This window comes from Paenalcaligenes hominis, assembly GCF_041359055.1.
Classification (GTDB): Bacteria; Pseudomonadota; Gammaproteobacteria; order Burkholderiales; family Burkholderiaceae_B; genus Paenalcaligenes; species Paenalcaligenes hominis_A.
In genome coordinates this window covers 715,784-737,473 of the sequence record NZ_JBGJKZ010000001.1, presented here as the reverse complement: position 1 = coordinate 737,473, position 21,690 = coordinate 715,784, and the positions used below count along the sequence as shown (strand labels likewise).

Below are 21,690 nucleotides of genomic sequence, written 5' to 3'. Positions count from 1 at the left end.
GTATTAGGCTCCTAAACGAGTTACGGCATCTGCGTATTTTGCGGCAGTTTGATCAATAACGTCTTGGGGCAAGCGCGGTGCGGGGGCAGTTTTATCCCAGTCTTGGGTCTCTAGCCAATCACGCACAAACTGCTTGTCAAAAGAGGGAGGATTGCTGCCTACCGCATAGGTGCTTTGATCCCAAAAGCGAGAAGAATCTGGAGTAAGCACTTCATCCATAAGATGGAGCACGCCGTTCTCATCCAAACCAAACTCAAACTTAGTGTCGGCAATAATAATGCCTTTAGAGGCGGCATAATCTGCAGCAGCACTGTATAAAGCAAGCGTGGTGTCACGTAGTTGCTCGGCCAAGTCTTGACCTAGCTCGGCGACCACATAATCAAAGCTGACATTTTCATCGTGTTCACCGACCTCTGCTTTAGCAGCGGGTGTAAAAATGGGCTGATCCAGTTTTTGGGCTTGTTGCAAACCGGCAGGAAGCTCAATACCACAAATACTGCCTGTTGCTTGGTACTCGGCCCAACCAGAACCCACTACGTAACCACGGGCTACACACTCTACCATAATAGGCTTTAAGCGTTTTACCACCATAGAGCGATCTTTAACTAGAGCCTGTTCAGAGGTGTCTACCACTGATAAAGGATCGACTTGGGTAGAATGGTTAGGCACAATATGTGCTAATTTTTCTAACCAAAACTCCGTTAATGTCGTAAGTACAGCGCCTTTGCCTGGTATAGGGTCATCGAGTATCACATCAAAGGCAGACAGCCGATCTGAGGCCACAATTAACAACTTGTCATCACCGACAGCATACATGTCGCGTACCTTGCCACGACCAAGTAAAGGTAACGATTGCAGCGTGCTTTGGTATAGAGCTTGCACGGTATATCCTATAAAACAAAGGGCGGTGAAATCACCGCCACATCTATTAAAAACTTATTTAATGTGTTGTGCCAACGCACCCGAGGCGTATTTGGCAGCCATTTCTTGTAAAGGAATAGCTTTGATTTTTGATGCATTGCCCGCTGTGCCAAACTGCTGATAACGAGCGACACAAATCGCTTTAGCTGCTTCGCGTGCGGGTTTTAAAAACTCGCGTGGGTCAAACTTGCTGGGGTTTTCAAACATGAAGCGACGTACCGCGGCAGTCATAGCCAAGCGAATGTCTGTGTCAATGTTGACTTTAACCACACCGTGTTTAATGGCCTCTTGAATTTCCGCCACTGGTACACCGTAGGTTTCTTTCATGTCACCGCCAAACTGACGAATTTCAGCCAACAGTTCTTGGGGTACGCTAGAGCTACCGTGCATAACTAAATGCGTGTTGGGTAGACGTGCATGAATTTCCTTGACGCGCTCTATGGACAAGATATCGCCGGTGGGCTCGCGGGTGAACTTGTAAGCACCATGACTGGTACCAATTGCAATAGCCAACGCATCCACTTGGGTGCGGCGTACAAACTCGGCGGCTTCTTCGGGGCTAGTTAAAAGCTGATCCATGGTGAGGGTACCCTCGAAACCGTGGCCGTCTTCTTTATCGCCCTGCATGGTTTCCAACGAGCCCAAGCACCCTAGCTCGCCCTCTACACTAATGCCTAGCTTGTGAGCCATTTCAACGACTTGACGTGTCACGTCTACGTTATATTCGAAATCGGCAACCGTTTTACCATCCTCTTTCAAGGAACCATCCATCATCACACTAGTAAAGCCTAGATCAATCGCGCCCTGACATACTGCAGGTGACTGACCATGGTCTTGGTGCATGACCACAGGGATGTGGGGATAAGTTTCAACCGCTGCCTCGATCAGATGTTTTAGGAAAGCTTCGCCCGCATATTTACGCGCACCTGCTGAAGCTTGCATGATGACAGGACTATCTGTCTCATGGGCGGCTTCCATAATGGCCTGAACCTGCTCTAGGTTGTTAACGTTAAATGCCGGAATACCGTAACCATTTTCAGCTGCATGATCCAACAACTGACGCATGGAGACCAATGCCATGGTGAATTCTCCTAGAAAACAAATAATGAATAGATAATTTTAAGGTGGAATGAGTTTTTTTGCTTGTGTAGTTTGTATTTAAACGCTGCGACGCGCTGACTTTGGTCGGAAAGATGCAACAACCTGCTCGTGGGTTTCTGCATAGGGCCCACCAATTAGGTCAATGCAATAAGGCACTGCAGCAAAAATACCCGGTACCTGTGTGCTACCGTCTTTATTTTTTAACCCTTCAAGGGTTTCGGCAATGGCTTTAGGTTGACCAGGCAAATTAATAATTAAGGCGGCATGGGTGTCAGTTTCTCGGATAACAGCCACTTGACGCGATAAAATAGCCGTAGGCACAAACTGCAAACTAATTTGACGCATTTGTTCGCCAAAACCTGGCATTTCTTTGGTTGCTACGGCTAAAGTCGCCTCGGGCGTTACATCACGCCGCGCTGGCCCCGTGCCGCCGGTTGTTAACACCAAATCACAGCCTAGCTCGTCCACCAGCTCGATCAGCGTGTTGGAAATCAAAGTAGGCTCATCGGCAATTAAACGAGTCACATACTGTGATGGTTGAACTAATGCCTGATCAAGCCACGTGGTTAAAGCAGGAATGCCTTGGTCTTCGTAACCGCCAGAGGAAGCGCGGTCAGACACAGACACCAGCCCAATAATAAGCTGATCGGGGTGCTGACGAACTAAACGCGTTGAACTCATAATATCCCTAAAACGAAAACAAATAAGTCTATAACTAATCCTCTATTCTACACTGAGCACACAGTGTGCGCAGCGCGCCAAACACAGAGTTATAAAGCGTTGTCTCTTAGGGTTGATTTTTCCTTCCATCATCCAAGCTGTCATACTATGCCCTGAACACATTTTGTGGGTTTGGCCTAGCTTTGGCTGTTTTTTATTTCTTGAGGCTTTTATGCAAAATATCTTACTTTGGGTTGGTGCGGGTGATATTGCACAACGTTGTGTCGCTTCTCTAGCTAGCAGCACATGGCAGAGCACCGCCTTAAAGCGTCACGGTCACACTCACCCCGGTTTTGATCACGTGATCAATGCCGATATCACAAAGCCTGATCAACTTGTTGCCCTACCTCCAGCAAGCCATGTGGTTTATAGCGTCACCCCAACTGGATATACTCCTGATTCCTACCACGCCATTTACCAACAAGGACTAAAAAACCTTATCAACGCTTTGGATAAAGATGCCTTAAAACGCTTTGTTTTTATTTCAAGCACCTCTGTCTATGGCCCCGACCCGGTTCCTCAAAATGAATTTTCCCTGCTCAAACCCAACACCTTTTCGGGCCAAGCCATTCAAGCGGCCGAGCACTACCTAACCGAACAGTTAGGGGACAAACTGGTTATTCTACGATTTAGTGGATTATACGGACCAAATCGCAATACGATCTTTGAGCGATTAGCCACTCAAAAAATACGTATTAATCCAGCGCTGGACAATTATGCCAATCGGATTCATGTAGATGATGCAGCACGTGCTTGTGCTCATGTATTGCAATCTAGTGCGCCAGATTCTTGTTATATAGCTACTGACAGCACCCCTTTGCCGTTACGCCAACTTTACACACATATCTGCACGCGTTTAGGCATACCCACACCTGAATTTGATGCAAACGTAGCCTACGAATCCAAACATTTTTGTAATCAGCGTTTACTATTAAGCGGCTTTACCTTTACCTACCCGCAAACTCTGCTTGGGTATGACGTAGTCATCAATGCTTATTTAACGACTTCACATGACGGTTAAACCTTATTTTGATTTATTGCGGTTGGCTTGTCCTATTATTTTAGCCAATGCCGCCGTACCCATTCTGGGTCTAGTCGATACCGCCATGATCGGCCAAACGGGCACGGCCAGTGATTTAGGTGCTATAGCTCTGGCTTCATTGATTTTTAGTTTTGTGTACTGGGGCTTTGGTTTTTTGCGGATGGGCACGACTGGGTTTATTGCTCAGGCTGCTGGTGCTCAGCGCCATCAAGAACTGCATGCTTTGGTATTTAGAACCCTATTGATAGCTGTTGCTATTGGAGCCGTACTTATTCTATTGCAATGGCCTATAGGTTGGGTAGCCATGAAAGTATTAAGTGCTAGCAACGATGTCAACGAACGAGTACACAGTTATTTTTACTTACGTATTTGGGGCGCACCTGCAACGCTAACCACTTTTGCTTTGCTCGGCATTTTAATAGGTATGGGCTGGACCCGTACACTGCTGACGGTGCAATTAGTACTAAATGGTCTGAACATTTTATTTAATATCATTTTTGTCTTAGGTTTACACCTAGGGGTAAAAGGCATTGCTTTAGGTACGCTATGTGCAGAATGGATTACCGTCTTTTTTGCTTTGTATTGGGTCTTGAAAAAAATGGGTATAGATCACCCCAAAGCCCGTTTTTATGCACTAAAAAAACGTATTTTTAATCGAGCCAAATTTTGGGCCTTAGTGCATGTCAACAGCGATATTATGGTGCGTACTCTCGCTTTAATTAGCGGTTTTGCATGGTTTGCCCAACAAGGAGCACAGCTGGGCGATGAAACCTTGGCGGCCAACCACTTATTGCTGCAGTTCATCACTTTGTCCGCTTTTTTTCTAGATGGGTATGCCAACGTAGCCGAAATGCGTGCTGGGCAAGCCTATGGCGCTTTGAATAAACCACGCTTTCAAACCGAGGTACGGCACACCACTGTATTGGCAGGAATTACCGCCGTTTTGTTAGGGGCTGTTATTTATTTTAGCGGCTCACACACTATCCCCTGGCTTAGCCAAGACCATCAGGTTCAACAACTTGCCCTAACCCACTTACCGTATGCTGCGCTATATATCGTTTTGTCTTTTGGGGCATTTCAACTAGATGGTATTTTTATTGGGGCTACGCAAAGTCGAGCAATGCGTAATGCTACAGTGCTGGCTTTAGTGATTTTAATTGCCTTGGGGACTTGGTGGAGCACCGCGTATGGCAACAAAGGACTTTGGGTTGCTTTGGTGGTTTACATTAGCATGCGCGCCGTGGTGTTAGCTTGCTATTATCCTCGGCTATTGCAACGATTCACCTTGTCGTCATCTACGTCAGCGTCGGCGTATAACGCCAAAGGCTAAGCACATAGTGCTTAGCCTTGAGTCCACAGGGTGCTACTAAAAACCCGTTAGTTACGCTAAAGCGCGCTCCTCAAGTACTGCCACTGCCGGTAAACGCTTGCCTTCAAGAAACTCTAAAAAGGCCCCGCCACCAGTGGATATGTACCCTACTTTATCGGCTATACCAAACTTTGCAATGGCCGCCAAGGTATCACCCCCACCAGCAATAGAAAAAGCCTGGGAATCAGCTATAGCGTTGGCAATGGTACGAGTGCCACTGGCAAAAGCAGGGAACTCAAACACGCCTACAGGGCCATTCCATACAATGGTTCCTGCATTACGCAAAATATCAGCCAATTGGTGAGCGGACTCGGGACCAATATCTAATATCAAATCATCGTCCTCTACCTCTGCTGCAGATTTGGTTGTAGCGATTGCATCCGTAGAAAAGCTTTTAGCACACACCACATCAGTGGGTACAGGTACAGCAGCACCACGTGCAGCCATTTGCTTTAATACCGCTTTGGCTTCGTCGATTTGGTCAGTTTCAGCTAAGGACTTGCCAATAGGCAGACCCGTTGCAGCCATAAACGTATTGGCAATGCCACCACCAACAATTAACTGATCCACCTTATCCGCTAAGGCGCACAAAATAGATAGCTTGGTGGACACTTTAGCGCCCCCTACTATGGCTACCAAAGGGCGAGCAGGCTCTTTTAAGGTGCGACCTAAAGCTTCTAATTCCGCCGCTAAAAGTGGCCCTGCACAGACTAAGGGTGCAAAACGAGCGATGCCTTCGGTGGTTGCTTGGGCACGATGCGCAGTACCAAAAGCATCATTCACATATACGTCACACAAAGCCGCCATTTTTTTAGCCAGCTCAGTGTCGTTGGCTTTTTCACCCACATTACAACGGCAGTTTTCCAATAGCACCACTTGACCTGGTTCTACCTCGACCCCATCGACCCAATCACGACGCAAAGGAACCGACAAGGCCAACATTTTAGATAAACGTTCCGCCACAGGTGCCAAGGAGTCCTCAGACATCACTACCCCTTCTTTGGGACGCCCTAAATGCGACGTGACCATTACAGCAGCCCCCGCATCTAAGGCCATACGAATAGCAGGCAAAGAAGCTTTAATCCGTGTGTCTTCAGTAATTTCACCTTTGCTTAAAGGCACATTTAAATCAGAACGAATAAAAACACGTTTGCCTTTTAGTTGACCAGAAGCCGCTAACTCGGCCAATGTCGTAATGGATGTATTCATGATTGCTTTAGACAAAATAAAGGCGGGGCTGGCCCCGCCTAAAACAAATAAAAGAATTACTTAGCAGACATCATAGCTGCTGTGGTGTCGAGCATACGTACAGAAAATGCCCACTCGTTGTCGTACCAAGCTGCCACTTTAACCAAATTACCAGAAACCTTGGTGAGCAGGGAGTCAACAATGCTAGAAGGCGTGCTGTGGTTGTGATCAATAGAAACCAAAGGCTCATCACAATATGCCAACACACCTTTTAACGCGCCCTCAGCCGCTGATTTCAAAATACCGTTTACCTCGTCAACAGTAGTGGGACGAGCCGCTACAAAAGTGAGATCCACCATAGAAACATTGACTGTAGGCACGCGAACAGCATAACCGTCTAACTTGCCATTGAGCTCGGGCAACACCAAGCCTACCGCTGAAGCAGCTCCTGTCTTGGTGGGAATCAGGCTTTCCGCAGCAGCACGAGCACGACGTAAATCTTTATGAGCTACATCAATGAGCACTTGATCGTTGGTGTAAGCATGAATAGTGGTCATTAAACCATTTACCAAACCTAGCTCGTCATTCAAAGGCTTAACCAATGGTGCCAAGCAGTTTGTTGTGCAAGATGCATTAGAGACTACGGTATCAGTCGCTTTTAGAATGTGATGATTCACACCATACACGACTGTAGCATCAACGTCTTTGCCACCTGGAGCAGAGATCAAGACCTTTTTAGCTCCGGCTTGCAAGTGCGCGCTAGCGGCCTCTTTGGTGGTGAAACGACCTGTACAATCTAATACCACATCCACATCAAGCTCGCCCCACGGCAATTGAGTGGGATCACGCTCGGACAACAAGCGAATACGGTCACCATTGACGACCAAATACTGATTGTCTTCAGTTAACTCTACATCCGCATTAAAGCGTCCGTGTACCGAGTCGTAACGAGTAAGATGACGAGCGACGACATCTTGACCAGGGGCGTTAACGGCGACGATCTCAATACCGTGTTTTTTACCGTACTCGTAATGGGCACGTAATGTCATGCGGCCAATACGACCGTAACCGTTAATAGCGACACGAATGGTCATGTATGTATCTCCTTTACAGAACTTGCTCTGCGGCTTTAACTAACTGAGCCGCTGTAATACCAAAATGTTCAAATAATGCGCCAGCCGGAGCAGACTCCCCATAGGTGTCTAAACCAATAACGGCACCTTCTAAACCTACGTATTTATACCAACCAGTAGTAGAACCCGCCTCGATAGCTACGCGCGGTACGCCAGGTAATAATACGCTATTGCGCCACTCGGCATCTTGCTCATCGAACAAGTTAGTGCAAGGCATAGATACCACACGAGCCGCTATCCCTTTTTCAGAGAGTTGGGCTTGGGCGTCTAGGGCAATCTCTACTTCGGAACCAGTCGCAATTAGGATAACCTGAGGCTGATCCACATCAGCCAGCACGTAACCCCCTTTAGCAATAGCCGCTATAGTGGCCTCGTCGCGGGGAACAAAACGTAAGTTTTGACGTGAAAGTAATAACGCACTTGGCCCGCCCTGTTTCACGGCTAGCCCAACACTTTGAGGACGAGCTAAGGCTTGAACCCAAGCCACAGCCGTTTCAGTGGTATCGCAAGGACGCCACACGTGCAAGTTAGGAATTAGACGCAAGCTAGTTGCATGTTCAATGGACTGGTGGGTGGGGCCGTCTTCGCCCAAGCCAATCGAGTCGTGCGTAAACACATGGATAACACGCTGCTTCATAAGCGCAGCCATGCGAATTGCATTGCGCGAGTAGTCAGAAAAAGTCAGGAAGGTACCACCAAATGGCAAGTAGCCACCATGCAGAGCCATGCCATTCATCACAGCCGCCATACCAAACTCGCGCACGCCATAATTAATATGACGCCCAAACTGGATACCGTCTTTGGCTACGCGTAAAGGCTCTACACCAGGCCAGTTAGTTAGGTTAGAGCCGGTTAAGTCGGCAGACCCCCCTACCATTTCTGGTATTTCGGGTGCTAGTGCACTAATTGCTAGCTGCGAGGCCTTGCGTGTAGCCACCGTTTCAGCTTTGGCATTGGTCGCAGCAATAAAGTCTTTGGCTAGAGTATCAAAATTAGCGGGCAACTCGCCTGCCATACGGCGAATGAGCTCAGCAGCAAGCTCGGGATAAGCGGCTTGGTAGGCAGCAAATTGTTTATTCCACTCGGACTCAACCTGTTGACCTCGTGCTTTGGCATCCCACTGCTCGTAAACCTCTGAAGGGATTTCAAAGGGAGCATGAGGCCAATCAATAGCAGCGCGGGTAAGCGCAATTTCAGCATCGCCCAACGGAGCGCCATGTGATTTTTCAGAGCCAGCCAAGTTGGGCGAGCCTTTGCCAATAACTGTACGACAGCAAATTAAGGTAGGACCTTGGTTTTCAGCAGCATAGGCTTTGGCTTGGGTAATAGCAGCATTCACCGCCTCGGCATCGTGCCCATCTACTGCTGGGATGACATTCCAACCATAGCTACGGAAGCGGGTTGGGGTATCATCGCTGAACCATGGCTCGACTTGCCCATCGATAGAAATACCATTGTCATCGTAAAGGACAATCAGTTTTGACAGCTTGAGCGTGCCCGCTAAGGAGCAGGCCTCGTGGGAAATCCCTTCCATCAAGCAACCATCACCGGCAAAAACATAGGTAAAATGATCAATAACAGAATGGTTGGGACGATTGAACTCTTTAGCAAGTAGCGCCTCAGCTAAAGCCATACCCACTGCATTTGTTAGACCTTGGCCTAGTGGGCCTGTGGTTGTTTCTACCCCTGCCGTATAGCCTACCTCGGGATGACCGGGTGTACGTGAATGCAATTGACGGAAATTTTTTAGCTCTTCAATAGGTAAATCGTAGCCAGTCAGGTGCAGCAAAGCATAAATCAGCATAGAGCCATGGCCGTTAGACAAAACAAAGCGGTCACGGTCAAACCAGTTAGGGTTTTGAGGATTATGCTTGAGGTGACGGTTCCATACTACCTCGGCGATTTCAGCCATCCCCATCGGGGCGCCGGGATGACCGGATTTAGCACGTTGAACAGCATCCATAGCCAATGCACGAATTGCGTTAGCCATAGTCTTTGCGGTGGAAGGAGGAAGATCCATGAAATGCTCTCTAGGGGGTAGCAAGCGTATTGCCGAACCCATTAAATCAATCTGAAATTCTAAAGTCTCTGATTTTAGCATTATTGAGCAATACAAATCGCTCTCAACGAATCCACTTACGGTTCTGTTCCTTTTTTACCCTTTTACTTTGTATTTATACAACTATGAGTTTGCCCCGTTTTTTCTACCCTGACGTTATTGAGCCCCAAGCCATCCTTGATCTACCTAAAGAGCTTGCTCATTACATGCAGCGTGTTTTACGACTGACAGATCAAACGCACATTACGTTATTTAATGGTCAGGGTGGCGAGTTCACCGCACAAATCCATTATGAAGGCAAGCAAGTCCGCGCCCATATTTTGACTTTCATCTCCATCGAGCGCGAACTGCCTTTACGTTTAACCATTGCTCAAGGACTCGCTACGGGCGATAAAATGGACTGGATTTGTGAAAAGTCAGTAGAAATGGGCGCTTATGCCTTGCAACCTATTGCAGCTCAACACAGCACCTTAAAGCTTTCAGGTGAACGCTTAGAAAAACGACTGCAGCACTGGCAGCGTATTGCCCAATCGGCTAGTGAGCAGTGTGGCCGCAATCAGGTGTTACAGGTTCAACCTTTACGCACGCTGCATCAACTGTGCCAATCGTTAACCCCTGACGACTTACTACTATTTTGCGATCCTGATGCGCCCCATCACTTTCCTGACGCCATAGATCAAGCCATCTCACAACAACGTTCCCATTGGATTCTGTTAATTGGCCCTGAAGGCGGCTGGTCTGACGCAGAAAAGAAAATAGCGCTCAATGCAGGCGCTATCTCTATGCGGTTTGGGGCACGTGTATTACGTACCGAAACCGCTGCTATTGCCTTAGTAGGCGCAATACGCGGCCAACTTGGCTGGATTGAGTAATTACTCTTCGGACATACCCGAATATGGGGTAGGCGCAATGCCTGGATCTGGGTCGGGATGCTTGCCGGCATGAATCACGGTATAAGCAAAATAGCGGCCCTTGTTGCTGGCAAAATCTGCCACGTCATTGCACACGCTAATGATAGCTTGAGCATCATCAGCTAATGCTGGGTCGCCAGTATGTAATTTATTAAACCAGATATACAAACCCGCTTTTTGATCTACAACGGTATCGCACAAACAGTCGTACAAAGCATCTAAGTCGTTACCAAAAAACTCGGGAAAATCGACCGCTTTTACAATTGCACGAAGCACGGCAGAACGGCTACGAGCTCGGTCACATTCTACGGTTACAGAAGTAATATCGGCCGCTTGTGCCAAAGCAAAAATCCCTTCCTGCTGGGACTCGGTGGCCTCAATTAGACCTCCGTTCTGCAGTAAAGCTTGCAGCGTAGCTTGGCTCATTACTTTGCCTCCAGGTTAGTGTGAATAATAAGTTGTTTCATCATGGTGGTTGAATCCTGCTTGTTCATTCTATTGACTGATTAAAGTCGCTTTTTTAATCTATTTCCGCTGCTTTAGGCAAGCTCAGAACACTGAATCACCTAGAGTGCTGCTTTTTATGCACAGCACCCTAGGATTAGGGATCGTTAACCGCCGTATTTTGTGTTTGCCTCGAGTACAGTTAATGCTGTCATATTAATGATACGACGTACTGATGAGGTAGCTGTTAGGATGCTGACGGGAGCATTTGCGCCAAGCAAAAACGGTCCAATGGCAACGTTACCACCTCGATCTGTTTTCAACAGGTTATATGCAATATTTGCCGCATCTACGTTGGGGCAAACCAACAAATTAGCTGAGCCAGACAAGGTAGTATTAGGCAAGATGCTTTTGCGCATTTCCTCGTCTAACGCGCAATCGCCATGCATTTCCCCATCGACCTCTAGATCTGGCTCCCACTGGCGAATTAAACCCAAGGCCTCGCGCATTTTACTGCTAGATGGCGTCACCTCTGTGCCGAAATTAGAGCGCGATAACAAGGCGGCCTTGGGAACAAGGCTGAGTTCTTTCATGCGACGGGCAGAAGCAATAGTAATTTCTGCTACCTGCTCGGCGGTGGGGTTGTCATTAACATGCGTGTCGGCAATGGCTACGGTGCGCTCGCCCAGCACCAAAATATTCATAGCACCATAGGTTTTTGCGCCTGGCGCTTTACCTATAAGCTCATCCACATAGCGTAAATGGTTTGCATAGGTCCCGACCGTACCGCAAATCATGCCGTCTGCTTCGCCCAAATGAACCATCATGGCCCCAATCAAGGTAAAACGACGACGCATTTCTACCCGAGCCATTTCTTTGGTAACCCCATCACGATTACGCAATTCCCAATAGGCTTGCCAATACGTGTTAAAGCGGTCGTCTTGTTCAGGGTTGGTAATTTCCATATCAATGCCAGGACGTAAACGCAAACCATAACGCGCAATACGCTGCTCGATTACAGAAGGACGACCTACCAAAATAGGCTTGGCTAATTGCTCGTCTACCACCACCTGTACCGCACGTAATACACGCTCATCCTCACCCTCAGCAAATACAATGCGCGACTTGGCACCATCTTTAACTAAGCCTTTAGCAATACCATAAATAGGCTTCATAAACGCACCAGAACGATGCATAAACTGCTGTAGCTGATAGGTATAACTACCAAAATCATTAATAGGACGCGTAGCCACCCCTTCGAGCATGCCCGCCTGGGCCACAGCTGGGGCAATGCGGGAAATAAGACGCGAATCAAAAGGCTTGGGTATAAAGTAATTACGACCAAAGTCAACGTCTTCAAGCCCATAGGCTGCAGCCACTAATTCATCTTGCTCTTCGCGTGCTAGCTGACAAATAGCATGCACCGCGGCTTTTTCCATACCACGCGTAATCGTCGTTGCCCCAATGTCTAAAGCACCACGGAAAATATAGGGGAAACACAGAACGTTGTTGACTTGGTTAGGGTAGTCTGAACGACCTGTTGCCATGACCACATCATCACGCACGGCATGAGCAATTTCAGGCAAAATTTCAGGGGTTGGGTTTGCCAAAGCTAAAATCAAAGGACGCGGAGCCATTTGCGCAACCATTTCTGCTTTTAATACCCCGCCCGCTGATAAACCTAAAAATACATCAGCATCGGCAATCACATCAGACAATACACGGGCTTCGGTGGCTTGAGCATATTGTTCTTTTTTTTCATCCATCAAGACCGTACGACCTTGGAAAACCACCCCTTCGATATCGGTTAACCAGATATTATCGATAGGCAAACCTAGATCGACCATTAAGTCTAAGCAAGCCAAGGCCGCAGCACCTGCACCAGAGACCACCACTTTGACTTTTTTTAGGTCTTTTTCAACCACAGCCAAGCCATTTAAAAAGGCAGCCGCAACACAAATAGCCGTACCGTGCTGATCATCGTGAAACACCGGAATATTCATGCGTTCACGCAATTTACGCTCAACCTCGAAACACTCGGGAGCTTTGATGTCTTCGAGGTTAATACCACCAAAGGTTGGCTCTAGGCCTGCAATAATATCGACGAGTTTGTCTGGATCGGTTTCGTTGATCTCAATATCAAACACATCAATACCAGCAAAGTTTTTAAATAGTACGGCTTTGCCTTCCATTACAGGCTTGGAGGCTAAAGCACCAATGTTACCCAAGCCCAACACAGCGGTACCGTTTGTGATGACCCCTACTAAATTGCCCCGTCCTGTATAACGGTACGCATTTTGTGGGTCAGCCACAATTTCCTCGCAAGCAGCTGCCACACCGGGCGAATAGGCTAAAGCCAGATCGCGTTGGTTTGCTAATTGCTTGGTAGGCGTAACCGATAATTTACCGGGGCGCCCTTGTTCGTGATATTCCAGCGCGGCTTTACGCAGATTTTCATCCATGACGACAACTATCCTACAAGAGTAATGCTGATTGTTTAGAAAATTGAATAGCTATTCTACTCGCTGAGCGCCACATGTCCATGCTGCAGCACAGCATATAAAGTAAAATTATGAGCCAGCTAAAGTTATGAAAAGCGCATCGGGATCAAACACTTTTTTCACCGCTGCGTCTAGCTCTTGAGCATAAATCAACGTGTCAGTATCGACCTGAGACGGGGTTGAAACAAGCGGAGCTGCTTGCCAGTGCGTAAGATCCATAACTACCCACTCTAACAGACCTAGCCCCTGTCCTGCACCCAAAAGAAGATGAGCAAGATTTAATGAGGGATTGGCAGCATTAAATATATCAAGACGGTACGTAGCTGGCCAATGCGCTAACGGAAGCTGCTGCGCTAGCTCGGAGTTCGCTAGCTGAAATAGCTGCGGAACCACTCTACGTAATGTGGCGGTATTTAAAGGCTTGGTATTTTCAACACCAAAAGGCCCTAGACTGCCCACTGTTCCATCTGCCATTAATAACGAAGCATGCACCAGTCCACTTTGTTTTAAATGCTGCAGTGCATAAGACTGATAATGTGCCGTCCCTAACCATTGCGCCACCCATAAGGTCTCAGGTATTTCTGCAGGGATGGCAAAACCCACCTCACGCAGCTGAGCCACTGTCACGCCAGACTGTATAAACCATTGATTTTTTTTGTCATCTACCGGCTGCAGTTGGTTTAAACACGACAAATCCAAACCCAACGTGGGCGCTAAGAGCAAGTCCTCGGTAGTAAGCTCTGATCCAACATAGAGCTTAACTCCAAATGTCTGGCATAATTGACGAGCATGATGAATATCTGTGCTCAGCTGTGCGGTGCACAAAGCTTGCTTTACGTTCGGGCCCAAAGTTCGGATGCTACCCTGCGTTTTACGTTGCAGTTCCAACAAAAACTGATCCCAAAGCGGTAGCTCAGGCGCTTTGCCACCAAAAAAAGCGCGCCTAGATGGATTCTGCATGTATTCTCCACGGATCTATTTCATTCACAATTAAATAACGAGACTTGTTTAGTATGCCCCGCCTAGCCCATCGCACGGAGCTGGCTTTGCCATTCCATGCTGTAGAACTTTTTAAAGAAGCAAATACCTTAGCTGCCCAAGGCAACGATATTATTAGCCTTGGCATTGGTGAGCCTGATTTTACTGCGCCCCCATCCGTAGTTGAAGCACTAAACCGAGCGGCCTCAGCGGGCAAGGCACAATACACAGCGCCATCAGGTACCCCCGAATTAAAACAAGCTATCTGCGATTATTACCGCACTCATTTCAATGCCCCTGTTAAGCCAGAACAAGTAATGATCACAGCAGGGGCATCGGGCGCACTTAGTTTGGCTACCCTCGCCCTTATTAACCCAGGCGATGAAATTCTCATGCCCGACCCCTCGTACCCTGCGAACCAAAACTTTATCTTAGCCGCCGGGGGCGTATCCCGCTTAATTCCAACTACAGCTGAAAATCGCTTTCATCTTACCGCTGCAGATATAGCAGCCCACTGGAATGAAAAAACGCGAGGCGTACTGATTGCTTCCCCCAGTAACCCAACCGGTGCAACCATAGCCAAAGCCGATCTCGAGGCCCTGATTCAAGCCGTAAAAACTAGGGGCGGCTATGTCATTATGGATGAAATTTATCTGGGTCTTTACTACGAGGACAAGCCCGAGAGCGCTTTGTGTCTAGACCCAAACCTGATTGTTATTAACAGCTTCTCCAAATACTTTCATATGACGGGTTGGCGCTTGGGTTGGCTGATTGCACCAAGCACAATTATTCCTGCCATGGAAAAGCTTGCTGCCAGCTTATCCATTTGTGCGCCATCGCTAGCGCAGCATGCCGCTTTAGCTTGCTTTGAGCCCGAGGCTCTGGCCATTTACGAACAACGCCGCCTTGCTTTTAAGGTCCGCCGTGACTTTCTACTACCTGCTTTTGCCTCGTTAGGTTTACATGTGCCTGTGACCCCCGACGGTGCATTTTATATTTATGCTGATGTATCGGCTCATAGCCCCAATAGCCAGCTTTTTTCAGAGCAACTGCTACACCAAGCTCACGTTGCTGCCGTACCAGGCATGGACTTTGGCCCAACCTATGCACAGAAAATGCTGCGCTTTTCGTACTCGACCACAATGGAGCGTCTCGAAGAAGCCGTCGATAGGATGCGTAAATTTTTGGCTTAGTCTTTAACAGCAATACCGGATGCCAAAGCAATGCGGCGGCGTTCGGCTAATACTTTAGCCCCGTAGCCGCCATCGCTAGGCCCTGTTGCCCCCACATAACACGCTAAGGCACCCGTAATCGACCCGCGACGACGTTTACAGTCGTATAAAATTTGTGTGCCCGCGCGAATATTGGCTACAGGGCTAAAAACAGCTAAATTCCCTTCGGTATAGTCCTCGAGCTTGTCTTGGTGTACCCGTGTCATTACTTGCATTAAGCCTTGCGCCCCCGCGTGACTTTCTACAAACGGGTTGTAAGTGGACTCAATTGCTATTACAGCTAGGATTAATAACGGATCTAACTCTTTTTCGCGCCCATTTTCATAGGCCAGTTGAATAAGTGCGCCCGTGATCACATTTGATAGTTTATATTTACGTGAAATATAGCTGCGCAGCGCATGCAGTTGAGTACGACTCACCCCACTAATACTGATGCCACTGGACGACTGCTGTAAAACCTGCGCAAAACTGATGTAAGCCGACGGTGAAGGCCGAGTGACTTGAGTTTCGCCGTCTTTATCAATTACCACTCCTTCTGTTTCATCATCGTGCAATAGCCAGCCCAAAGTAACGTACTCGCCACGGCTCATGACCTCGGGACGCAATGCCTCTACCACGACCTCATAAATATGCTTGGCCTGATCACGGATAGTAGGAACCGCTGCACCTGCTGCGATAGTAACTAGCACCGCGATGCCTAAATAAATTGCACATAAGTGAATAAACTCACCGAGCCGTGAATGCACAAACTGCAAGCTACGAGTAATCCACGGATGGCCTACGTTAGACATAGCCCTTATTCCTCTATAATGAATTAAACTGATCATACCCCTAACGCCCCTTGTGTCAAACTGGAGCTTTCAATCCCTGTGAAATACCGTGACTTACGTGACTTTATCCAACAGCTAGAAAAAGCTGGTGAATTAAAACGCATCACTCAACCCATTTCCACCCATCTAGAAATGACGGAAATTGGAGATCGGGTCTTGCGAGCCGAAGGCCCTGCTTTATTATTTGAGCAGCCTATACACTTGAACCAACCCGCTAAAATGCCGGTGTTAGCCAACCTATTCGGCACCCCAAAACGGGTAGCTTGGGGGATGGGCGCTGATGACATCAGTGCTTTACGCGATGTCGGAGAGCTCTTAGCTAACTTGCGCGAACCTGAACCCCCACGCGGTTTAAAAGATGCTTTCTCAAAGATTTCCATGTTGAAATCAGCCTTGTGGGATATGGCACCTAAACAGGTTAAAAGCCCCCCATGTCAGGACATTGTCATTGAGGGGGCCGATGTAAATCTTGATGATATCCCATTGCAATACTGCTGGCCCGGTGATGCAGCCCCATTATTAACTTGGGGATTAGTCATTACCCAAGGCCTTAATGCCCGCCGTCAAAACCTAGGTATTTATCGCCAACAACAAATTGGGCGTAATAAACTTATTATGCGTTGGCTTTCACACCGAGGCGGTGCTCTTGATTTTAGAGATCACGCCTTGGCTAATCCCGGCAAGCCCTTTCCTATTGCGGTGGCATTAGGCTGTGACCCAGCCACTATCTTAGGCGCTGTTACTCCTGTACCCGATAGCCTTTCTGAATATCAGTTTGCTGGGTTATTGCGTGGCTCACGCACCGAGCTAGCCAAAGCCATTGGCAGTGATCTCTCCGTGCCAGCTTATGCAGAAATTGTACTCGAAGGTCATATTCTGCCTAGTAATCATCCGGATGCTATTCGTCCCGAGGTGCCCGAGGGCGTCAACCCTTTACCGGCTTCCGATTACGAAATGGCTTTAGAGGGCCCTTATGGCGATCATACCGGCTATTACAACGAACAAGACTGGTTCCCGGTGTTTACCGTAGAACGCATTACTATGCGTCGCAATCCTATTTATCACAGCACTTATACCGGCAAACCCCCTGATGAGCCTGCGGTATTGGGGGTGGCGCTTAATGAAGTCTTTGTTCCCCTACTTAAACGCCAGCTGCCTGAAATTGTTGATTTTTACTTACCTCCCGAAGGCTGTAGTTATCGGTTGGCGGTGGTGTCTATTCGCAAACAATACGCAGGACACGCTAAACGCGTTATGTTTGGGGTCTGGAGCATTTTGCGTCAATTCATGTACACCAAGTTTATTGTGGTAGTGGATGAGGACATTAACACCCGCGACTGGAAAGAGGTGGTGTGGGCAATGACTACCCGCATGGATCCTGTACGTGACACCGTATTAGTGGAAAACACTCCTATCGATTACTTGGACTTTGCCTCGCCCGTTTCAGGTTTAGGCGGCAAGATGGGTATGGATGCCACCAACAAATGGCCAGGTGAGACCCAACGCGAGTGGGGCCGAGTCATTAAAATGGACCCAGAAGTCGTTAAAAAAGTAGATCATCTCTGGAGCGATCTTGGTCTATAAAAAAACAGCCCTCTAAAACAGAGGGCTGTTTACTCTAAGACCTATACCACCTAAAACGGCCCGATCACATTTGAACTGGAACGGTTTTTAGGTTGTACATAGCGCTCTTGCTTTTGGGCCTGTAAATGTTGATATGCACCAAAAAGACGCCATGCGGTTAAGGCCATGGCCCCGAAACGCCATTTTCTTTTGCCAAAAAGCCCGCCCAATAAAGCGGATGCGCCTGAAAATAACAGGGGGTAGCGTCGTCCCGACGAAAAAACAAGATCAAGCCACGACCCCATACCGGCCCCTAAGCCAGAGCTTAGACCTTGGGTGAATTGATTTCGAGCCACATTAAATAACGCGCTAGGCTCGAGGCTTTGGCTGAGTTCGGAAACCTCTTTGCAGAGCTGACCTCGCTCTACCGCCGCTCGTGCCCGTAACACTTCGATACGAACTTTTCGCTCTAAGTAGGGATTGGCTTTGCCCATTATGAGTCCTTGTCTTCGGCACGTAACCGATCTAATAACTGAATATCACGCCCTAGCTCGTCAATGGTGACAGCAAAGGGCATGGGCTCTTGGGTTAAGCGCCGCACAATCCTAAGACTAAAAACAATAGCAAGCACCCCATACACGGCCATTAAGATACCTATTGCCCAATATCTATATTCCGTAGGCCAAAATAATAAAGCAATCCATAAGCTAAAAACCAAAATGGCTAAGGTAGCGAATAGCAATGCCCCAGCAAATAAAGCTAGCAACCGAATTAAACTGGCTTTTTGCTCACCGGCCTCTAGAGCAAAAATCTCTAGTCGAGTGCGTAAAATAGAAAGTGCGGTACTGCCTAGAGCACCAACACGGTGTCTTAATGACATGCTCTGCCCTTTTAGTGGTAAAAAAGCCCTTTACATGACGTAAAGGGCTTGGAGTGATTTTATTTGCGGCTGACTAGCATTCCAAATAACAAGCCCACTAATCCGGCAATACCAATGGCTTGCCAAGGATTATCATGAACATAGTGATCTGTTGCTTTGACCGCTTCACGACCGCGTTCCACTATGACCTCTTGGGTATCGTGCAAGGCCTCACGAGTACTACGTAGAGAGCTTAATGCTGCTTCGCGCATTTCATTCGCTTTATCTCCAGTGGCCTCTGCGGCATCACGCAACAAGCGCTCTGCATCGTCTAAGCTTTTTTTCACTTCATCGATTAGCTCATTTTCAGCCTTACGTGCATCTTTCTTTGTTACCATAACGAACTCCTAGGGTTAAGAGAAAACAGGATCAGCATCCATCCACTTTACCACTTGATGCAAAGCTCTAGTTTAGATTCTCTGCAAAGCGTGTAATTTAATTTTATGCTACTTGATTTCACTCTGGGTCGCTGCAAACTAAACACCCAGTTTGTAAGAATTTATCGCAAAAATTTTACGACTCAACTTTTTGACGGGTACCAAAAATACGATCGCCCGCATCGCCTAGACCGGGAACTATATAGCCGTGCTCGTCTAAATGGCTATCTATAGATGCCGTATAGATTTCTACATCTGGGTGTGCATCTTGGACTGCTTTAATGCCTTCGGGTGCGGCGACTAACACCAAAGCACGTATGGTTTTACAACCCGCTTTTTTCAGTAAATCTATAGTAGCGACTAAAGAGCCTCCGGTTGCCAACATGGGATCGATAATTAAAGCAAAGCGCTGGTCTAGTTCGCCAACTAAACGTTCTAAATAGGTTTGTGCCTCTAGGGTTTCTTCGTTGCGAGCAATACCTATAACCGAAACTTTAGCACCAGGGATAAGACTTAACACGCCGTCCAACATGCCAATACCAGCACGCAAAATAGGAACTACTGTTACTTTTTTGCCTGCGATTTTTTCTACATTTATGTTGCCGCACCACCCTTGAATTGAAGTGCTTTCCAAAGGCAAATCTTTAGTTGCTTCGTAGGTTAAAAGCGCCGCAATTTCTTGTGACATTTCTCTGAAATTTTTGGTGCTTAGGTCGGCTCGACGCATAAGGCCCAGTTTGTGACGAATCAGAGGGTGTTGAATTTCATGTATTGCCATGTCGTATTCTTTAAAAAGATCTCTGGAGCCCATTTAAACGGGCGAGTACAAAGCTATTTTAAGCTATTTGTGCTGAATTTACTGCTCGGCCAACCACCTTACTAAAGCATCATCAAAAGGGCGTACTGCTGCTGTGCCTTCGCCATTGACCATACTCACCATAATATAACGCTTGCCGCTGCTGCCCAGCACATAACCAGCTAACGCCCGAGCATCACGTAGAGTGCCTGTTTTTAAGTGCGCTCGGCCCTGAACCTCATCATCGCGCAAACGTCTACGCACCGTTCCATCGACCCCTGAAATAGCTAAAGACGAAATAAACTCTGGCATGTAATTGGATTTCCAAATCACATCTAGCATTTGTGCCATTCCATTTGCTGTCACACGGGCTTCGCGTGCCAAGCCAGAACCATTTGAAACACGCCAACCAGCTGTATTAATACCCTGTGTACGTAGTGTTTGAATCACTGCATTTTCCGCTGAAGCTACAGTAGCCCCATTGCCATGCATTTTGTTGCCTACACTTAATAACAATAACGTTGCCATAACGTTATTGCTTTGTTTGTTAATAACACGTATTTGATCGGCCAGGCTACGGGAATCATGCCAAACTAAAGCGTCTGCATTGCGAGGAACCGTGCCGGCGCTAATATCGTGCGCCAATGTGCCCCCTAGCTCTTTCCAAATCATTTTAAACACACCATCAAAAAAAGCCGTTTGACCCATAGTGAGACGATACACACTGAATTCGCCACATGAGCCAGCAGCCGTTCCTGAAGCTTGGACAGTAACCCCGCTAGGGCTGGACTGAATTCGGGTTCCCACTACGGGAGAACCGGGACAACGCTGGTCGCTCCATTGCATTTGATTTTCCAAACGCACCCCAGGAATTGGTGGGTCAATAAAACCAACCCATTTTTTATTTTTCGCATCAGGCTGGAAAACTAGGCGCGAAGCACCAAAACCGACCATCATGGCATCAGGGCTTGCGTTATAAGGCCGGTCTCCGGCTCCGTCAAACGCATAGGTATCTGTAGTTACCTGACCAAATACTTGGCGGTCAATAATCACTTGGCTGAGGTTTTTAATGCCACGCATACGCACATCGCGTAATAAATCCCAAAGATCTGGTACAGAAAACATGGGGTTGCCGGATGCTTTAATATAAAGCGGCCCCTGTAAGGTGCCCTGTTCATCAATACGTGCGTTAGGCTGAGTGTAGACCGTGGTGCGCCAAACATGCTCGGGCCCTAAAGCGGACAAACCCGCCCAGGTAGTTACCATTTTCATGACTGAAGCTGGATTGCGAGGCACGGTCGAGTTATATTGCACCAACATAGGCCCATCGACCTCTTTTACCACCAAAGACAAAGCAGCATCAGGCAGACGTGTATTTTTCCATACCTGCTGTAACTCGGCCGGTAATTGCTGAGCCCAAAGCTGAGCACTTATTACCCCTAACCCCACGAACATCACTGCTCGTCGTCGAATCGCTAAAGCGACAAAGCGCATACTAGATTCCCCATTAAATACAGTTAATAATCACAAGGTTGCGTTATGCAAAATCTCATTCTACACAGCAATACTCAGCTTGTGACACGGCTTTGCCCGTAAACTAAATGTA

20 protein-coding genes are annotated in these 21,690 nt (G+C 47.6%); 5 read left to right on the top strand and 15 right to left on the bottom strand.

The features are described from left to right. Positions 1-3: 3 nt before the first annotated feature. From ACBP46_RS03460 to mog, 3 genes are all read right to left on the bottom strand, one after another. Positions 4-882 (bottom strand): phosphoribosylaminoimidazolesuccinocarboxamide synthase, encoded by an 879-nt coding sequence (locus ACBP46_RS03460; RefSeq protein WP_371015325.1) that lies wholly within the window; start codon positions 880-882, stop codon positions 4-6. Positions 883-936: 54 nt separating this feature from the next. Beyond that, positions 937-2,001, bottom strand: a complete 1,065-nt coding sequence (gene fba, locus ACBP46_RS03455; RefSeq protein ID WP_371015324.1) for a class II fructose-bisphosphate aldolase — start codon at positions 1,999-2,001, stop codon at positions 937-939. Positions 2,002-2,079: 78 nt separating this feature from the next. Beyond that, positions 2,080-2,703 (bottom strand): molybdopterin adenylyltransferase, encoded by a 624-nt coding sequence (mog, locus tag ACBP46_RS03450; RefSeq protein ID WP_371015323.1) that lies wholly within the window; start codon positions 2,701-2,703, stop codon positions 2,080-2,082. Positions 2,704-2,914: 211 nt separating this feature from the next. Between mog and ACBP46_RS03445 the strand changes: the two genes are divergently transcribed. Continuing rightward, entirely contained in the window at positions 2,915-3,763 is an 849-nt protein-coding gene (locus tag ACBP46_RS03445) for an NAD-dependent epimerase/dehydratase family protein (protein ID WP_371015322.1), read from the top strand. Beyond that, positions 3,753-5,114, top strand: a complete 1,362-nt coding sequence (locus tag ACBP46_RS03440; RefSeq protein WP_371015321.1) for an MATE family efflux transporter — start codon at positions 3,753-3,755, stop codon at positions 5,112-5,114. The genes ACBP46_RS03445 and ACBP46_RS03440 overlap by 11 nt, the downstream gene beginning before the upstream one ends. 51 nt (positions 5,115-5,165) lie before the next feature. Here ACBP46_RS03440 and ACBP46_RS03435 read toward each other — a convergent pair whose 3' ends face one another. Genes ACBP46_RS03435 through tkt form a run of 3 tightly spaced genes read right to left on the bottom strand, consistent with a single transcriptional unit; the run spans position 5,166 to position 9,494 of the window. Continuing rightward, positions 5,166-6,362, bottom strand: coding sequence for a phosphoglycerate kinase (locus tag ACBP46_RS03435; RefSeq protein WP_371015320.1), 1,197 nt, complete (start codon positions 6,360-6,362; stop codon positions 5,166-5,168). A 56-nt stretch (positions 6,363-6,418) separates the two neighbouring features. Further along, positions 6,419-7,435: a type I glyceraldehyde-3-phosphate dehydrogenase gene (gene gap, locus ACBP46_RS03430; RefSeq protein WP_371015319.1), complete on the bottom strand. Its 1,017-nt coding sequence runs from the start codon at positions 7,433-7,435 to the stop codon at positions 6,419-6,421. 13 nt (positions 7,436-7,448) lie between these two features. Next, a complete protein-coding gene (tkt, locus tag ACBP46_RS03425; RefSeq protein ID WP_371015318.1) occupies positions 7,449-9,494 on the bottom strand; it encodes a transketolase in 2,046 nt (681 codons plus the stop codon). 164 nt (positions 9,495-9,658) lie between these two features. Between tkt and ACBP46_RS03420 the strand changes: the two genes are divergently transcribed. Continuing rightward, a complete protein-coding gene (locus ACBP46_RS03420; protein ID WP_371015317.1) occupies positions 9,659-10,405 on the top strand; it encodes a 16S rRNA (uracil(1498)-N(3))-methyltransferase in 747 nt (248 codons plus the stop codon). Here the strand turns inward: ACBP46_RS03420 and ACBP46_RS03415 are convergent, their stop codons facing one another. The 3 genes from ACBP46_RS03415 to ACBP46_RS03405 form a co-directional block, all read right to left on the bottom strand. After that, positions 10,406-10,870 carry a barstar family protein gene (locus ACBP46_RS03415; protein WP_371015316.1) on the bottom strand — a complete coding sequence of 155 codons (465 nt, stop codon included), beginning with the start codon at positions 10,868-10,870 and terminating at the stop codon, positions 10,406-10,408. It lies immediately after the preceding gene. Between the two features lie 185 nt (positions 10,871-11,055). Continuing rightward, positions 11,056-13,350, bottom strand: a complete 2,295-nt coding sequence (locus ACBP46_RS03410) for an NADP-dependent malic enzyme (RefSeq protein ID WP_371015315.1) — start codon at positions 13,348-13,350, stop codon at positions 11,056-11,058. Positions 13,351-13,458: 108 nt separating this feature from the next. Continuing rightward, complete coding sequence (locus ACBP46_RS03405) at positions 13,459-14,349, bottom strand: hypothetical protein (RefSeq protein WP_371015314.1); 891 nt, start codon at positions 14,347-14,349, stop codon at positions 13,459-13,461. 53 nt (positions 14,350-14,402) lie between these two features. Between ACBP46_RS03405 and ACBP46_RS03400 the strand changes: the two genes are divergently transcribed. Beyond that, on the top strand, positions 14,403-15,560 hold the full coding sequence (locus tag ACBP46_RS03400) for a pyridoxal phosphate-dependent aminotransferase (protein WP_371015313.1): 1,158 nt from the start codon (positions 14,403-14,405) through the stop codon (positions 15,558-15,560). Here ACBP46_RS03400 and ACBP46_RS03395 read toward each other — a convergent pair. Further along, positions 15,557-16,390 (bottom strand): transglycosylase SLT domain-containing protein, encoded by an 834-nt coding sequence (locus ACBP46_RS03395; RefSeq protein WP_371015312.1) that lies wholly within the window; start codon positions 16,388-16,390, stop codon positions 15,557-15,559. The genes ACBP46_RS03400 and ACBP46_RS03395 overlap by 4 nt on opposite strands. A gap of 78 nt (positions 16,391-16,468) precedes the next feature. On the opposite strand from ACBP46_RS03395, the gene ACBP46_RS03390 reads away from it, so the two are divergent. Further along, positions 16,469-18,013 carry a UbiD family decarboxylase gene (locus ACBP46_RS03390; protein WP_371015311.1) on the top strand — a complete coding sequence of 515 codons (1,545 nt, stop codon included), beginning with the start codon at positions 16,469-16,471 and terminating at the stop codon, positions 18,011-18,013. 50 nt (positions 18,014-18,063) lie between these two features. Here ACBP46_RS03390 and ACBP46_RS03385 read toward each other — a convergent pair whose 3' ends face one another. The 5 genes from ACBP46_RS03385 to dacB all read right to left on the bottom strand — a co-directional run bounded on the left by ACBP46_RS03385 (position 18,064) and on the right by dacB (position 21,578). Continuing rightward, positions 18,064-18,486: a hypothetical protein gene (locus ACBP46_RS03385; protein WP_371015310.1), complete on the bottom strand. Its 423-nt coding sequence runs from the start codon at positions 18,484-18,486 to the stop codon at positions 18,064-18,066. Then, the gene (locus ACBP46_RS03380) at positions 18,486-18,872 is read right to left on the bottom strand and encodes a phage holin family protein (protein ID WP_371015309.1); all 387 of its coding nucleotides are present in this window, start codon (positions 18,870-18,872) and stop codon (positions 18,486-18,488) included. Before ACBP46_RS03380 ends, ACBP46_RS03385 begins: the two co-directional genes overlap by 1 nt. A 59-nt stretch (positions 18,873-18,931) precedes the next feature. After that, complete coding sequence (locus ACBP46_RS03375) at positions 18,932-19,249, bottom strand: DUF883 family protein (protein ID WP_371015308.1); 318 nt, start codon at positions 19,247-19,249, stop codon at positions 18,932-18,934. A gap of 175 nt (positions 19,250-19,424) precedes the next feature. Further along, complete coding sequence (upp, locus tag ACBP46_RS03370; RefSeq protein WP_371015307.1) at positions 19,425-20,066, bottom strand: uracil phosphoribosyltransferase; 642 nt, start codon at positions 20,064-20,066, stop codon at positions 19,425-19,427. A gap of 78 nt (positions 20,067-20,144) precedes the next feature. Then, a complete protein-coding gene (dacB, locus tag ACBP46_RS03365; protein ID WP_371015306.1) occupies positions 20,145-21,578 on the bottom strand; it encodes a D-alanyl-D-alanine carboxypeptidase/D-alanyl-D-alanine endopeptidase in 1,434 nt (477 codons plus the stop codon). Between the last annotated feature and the right edge of the window lie 112 nt (positions 21,579-21,690).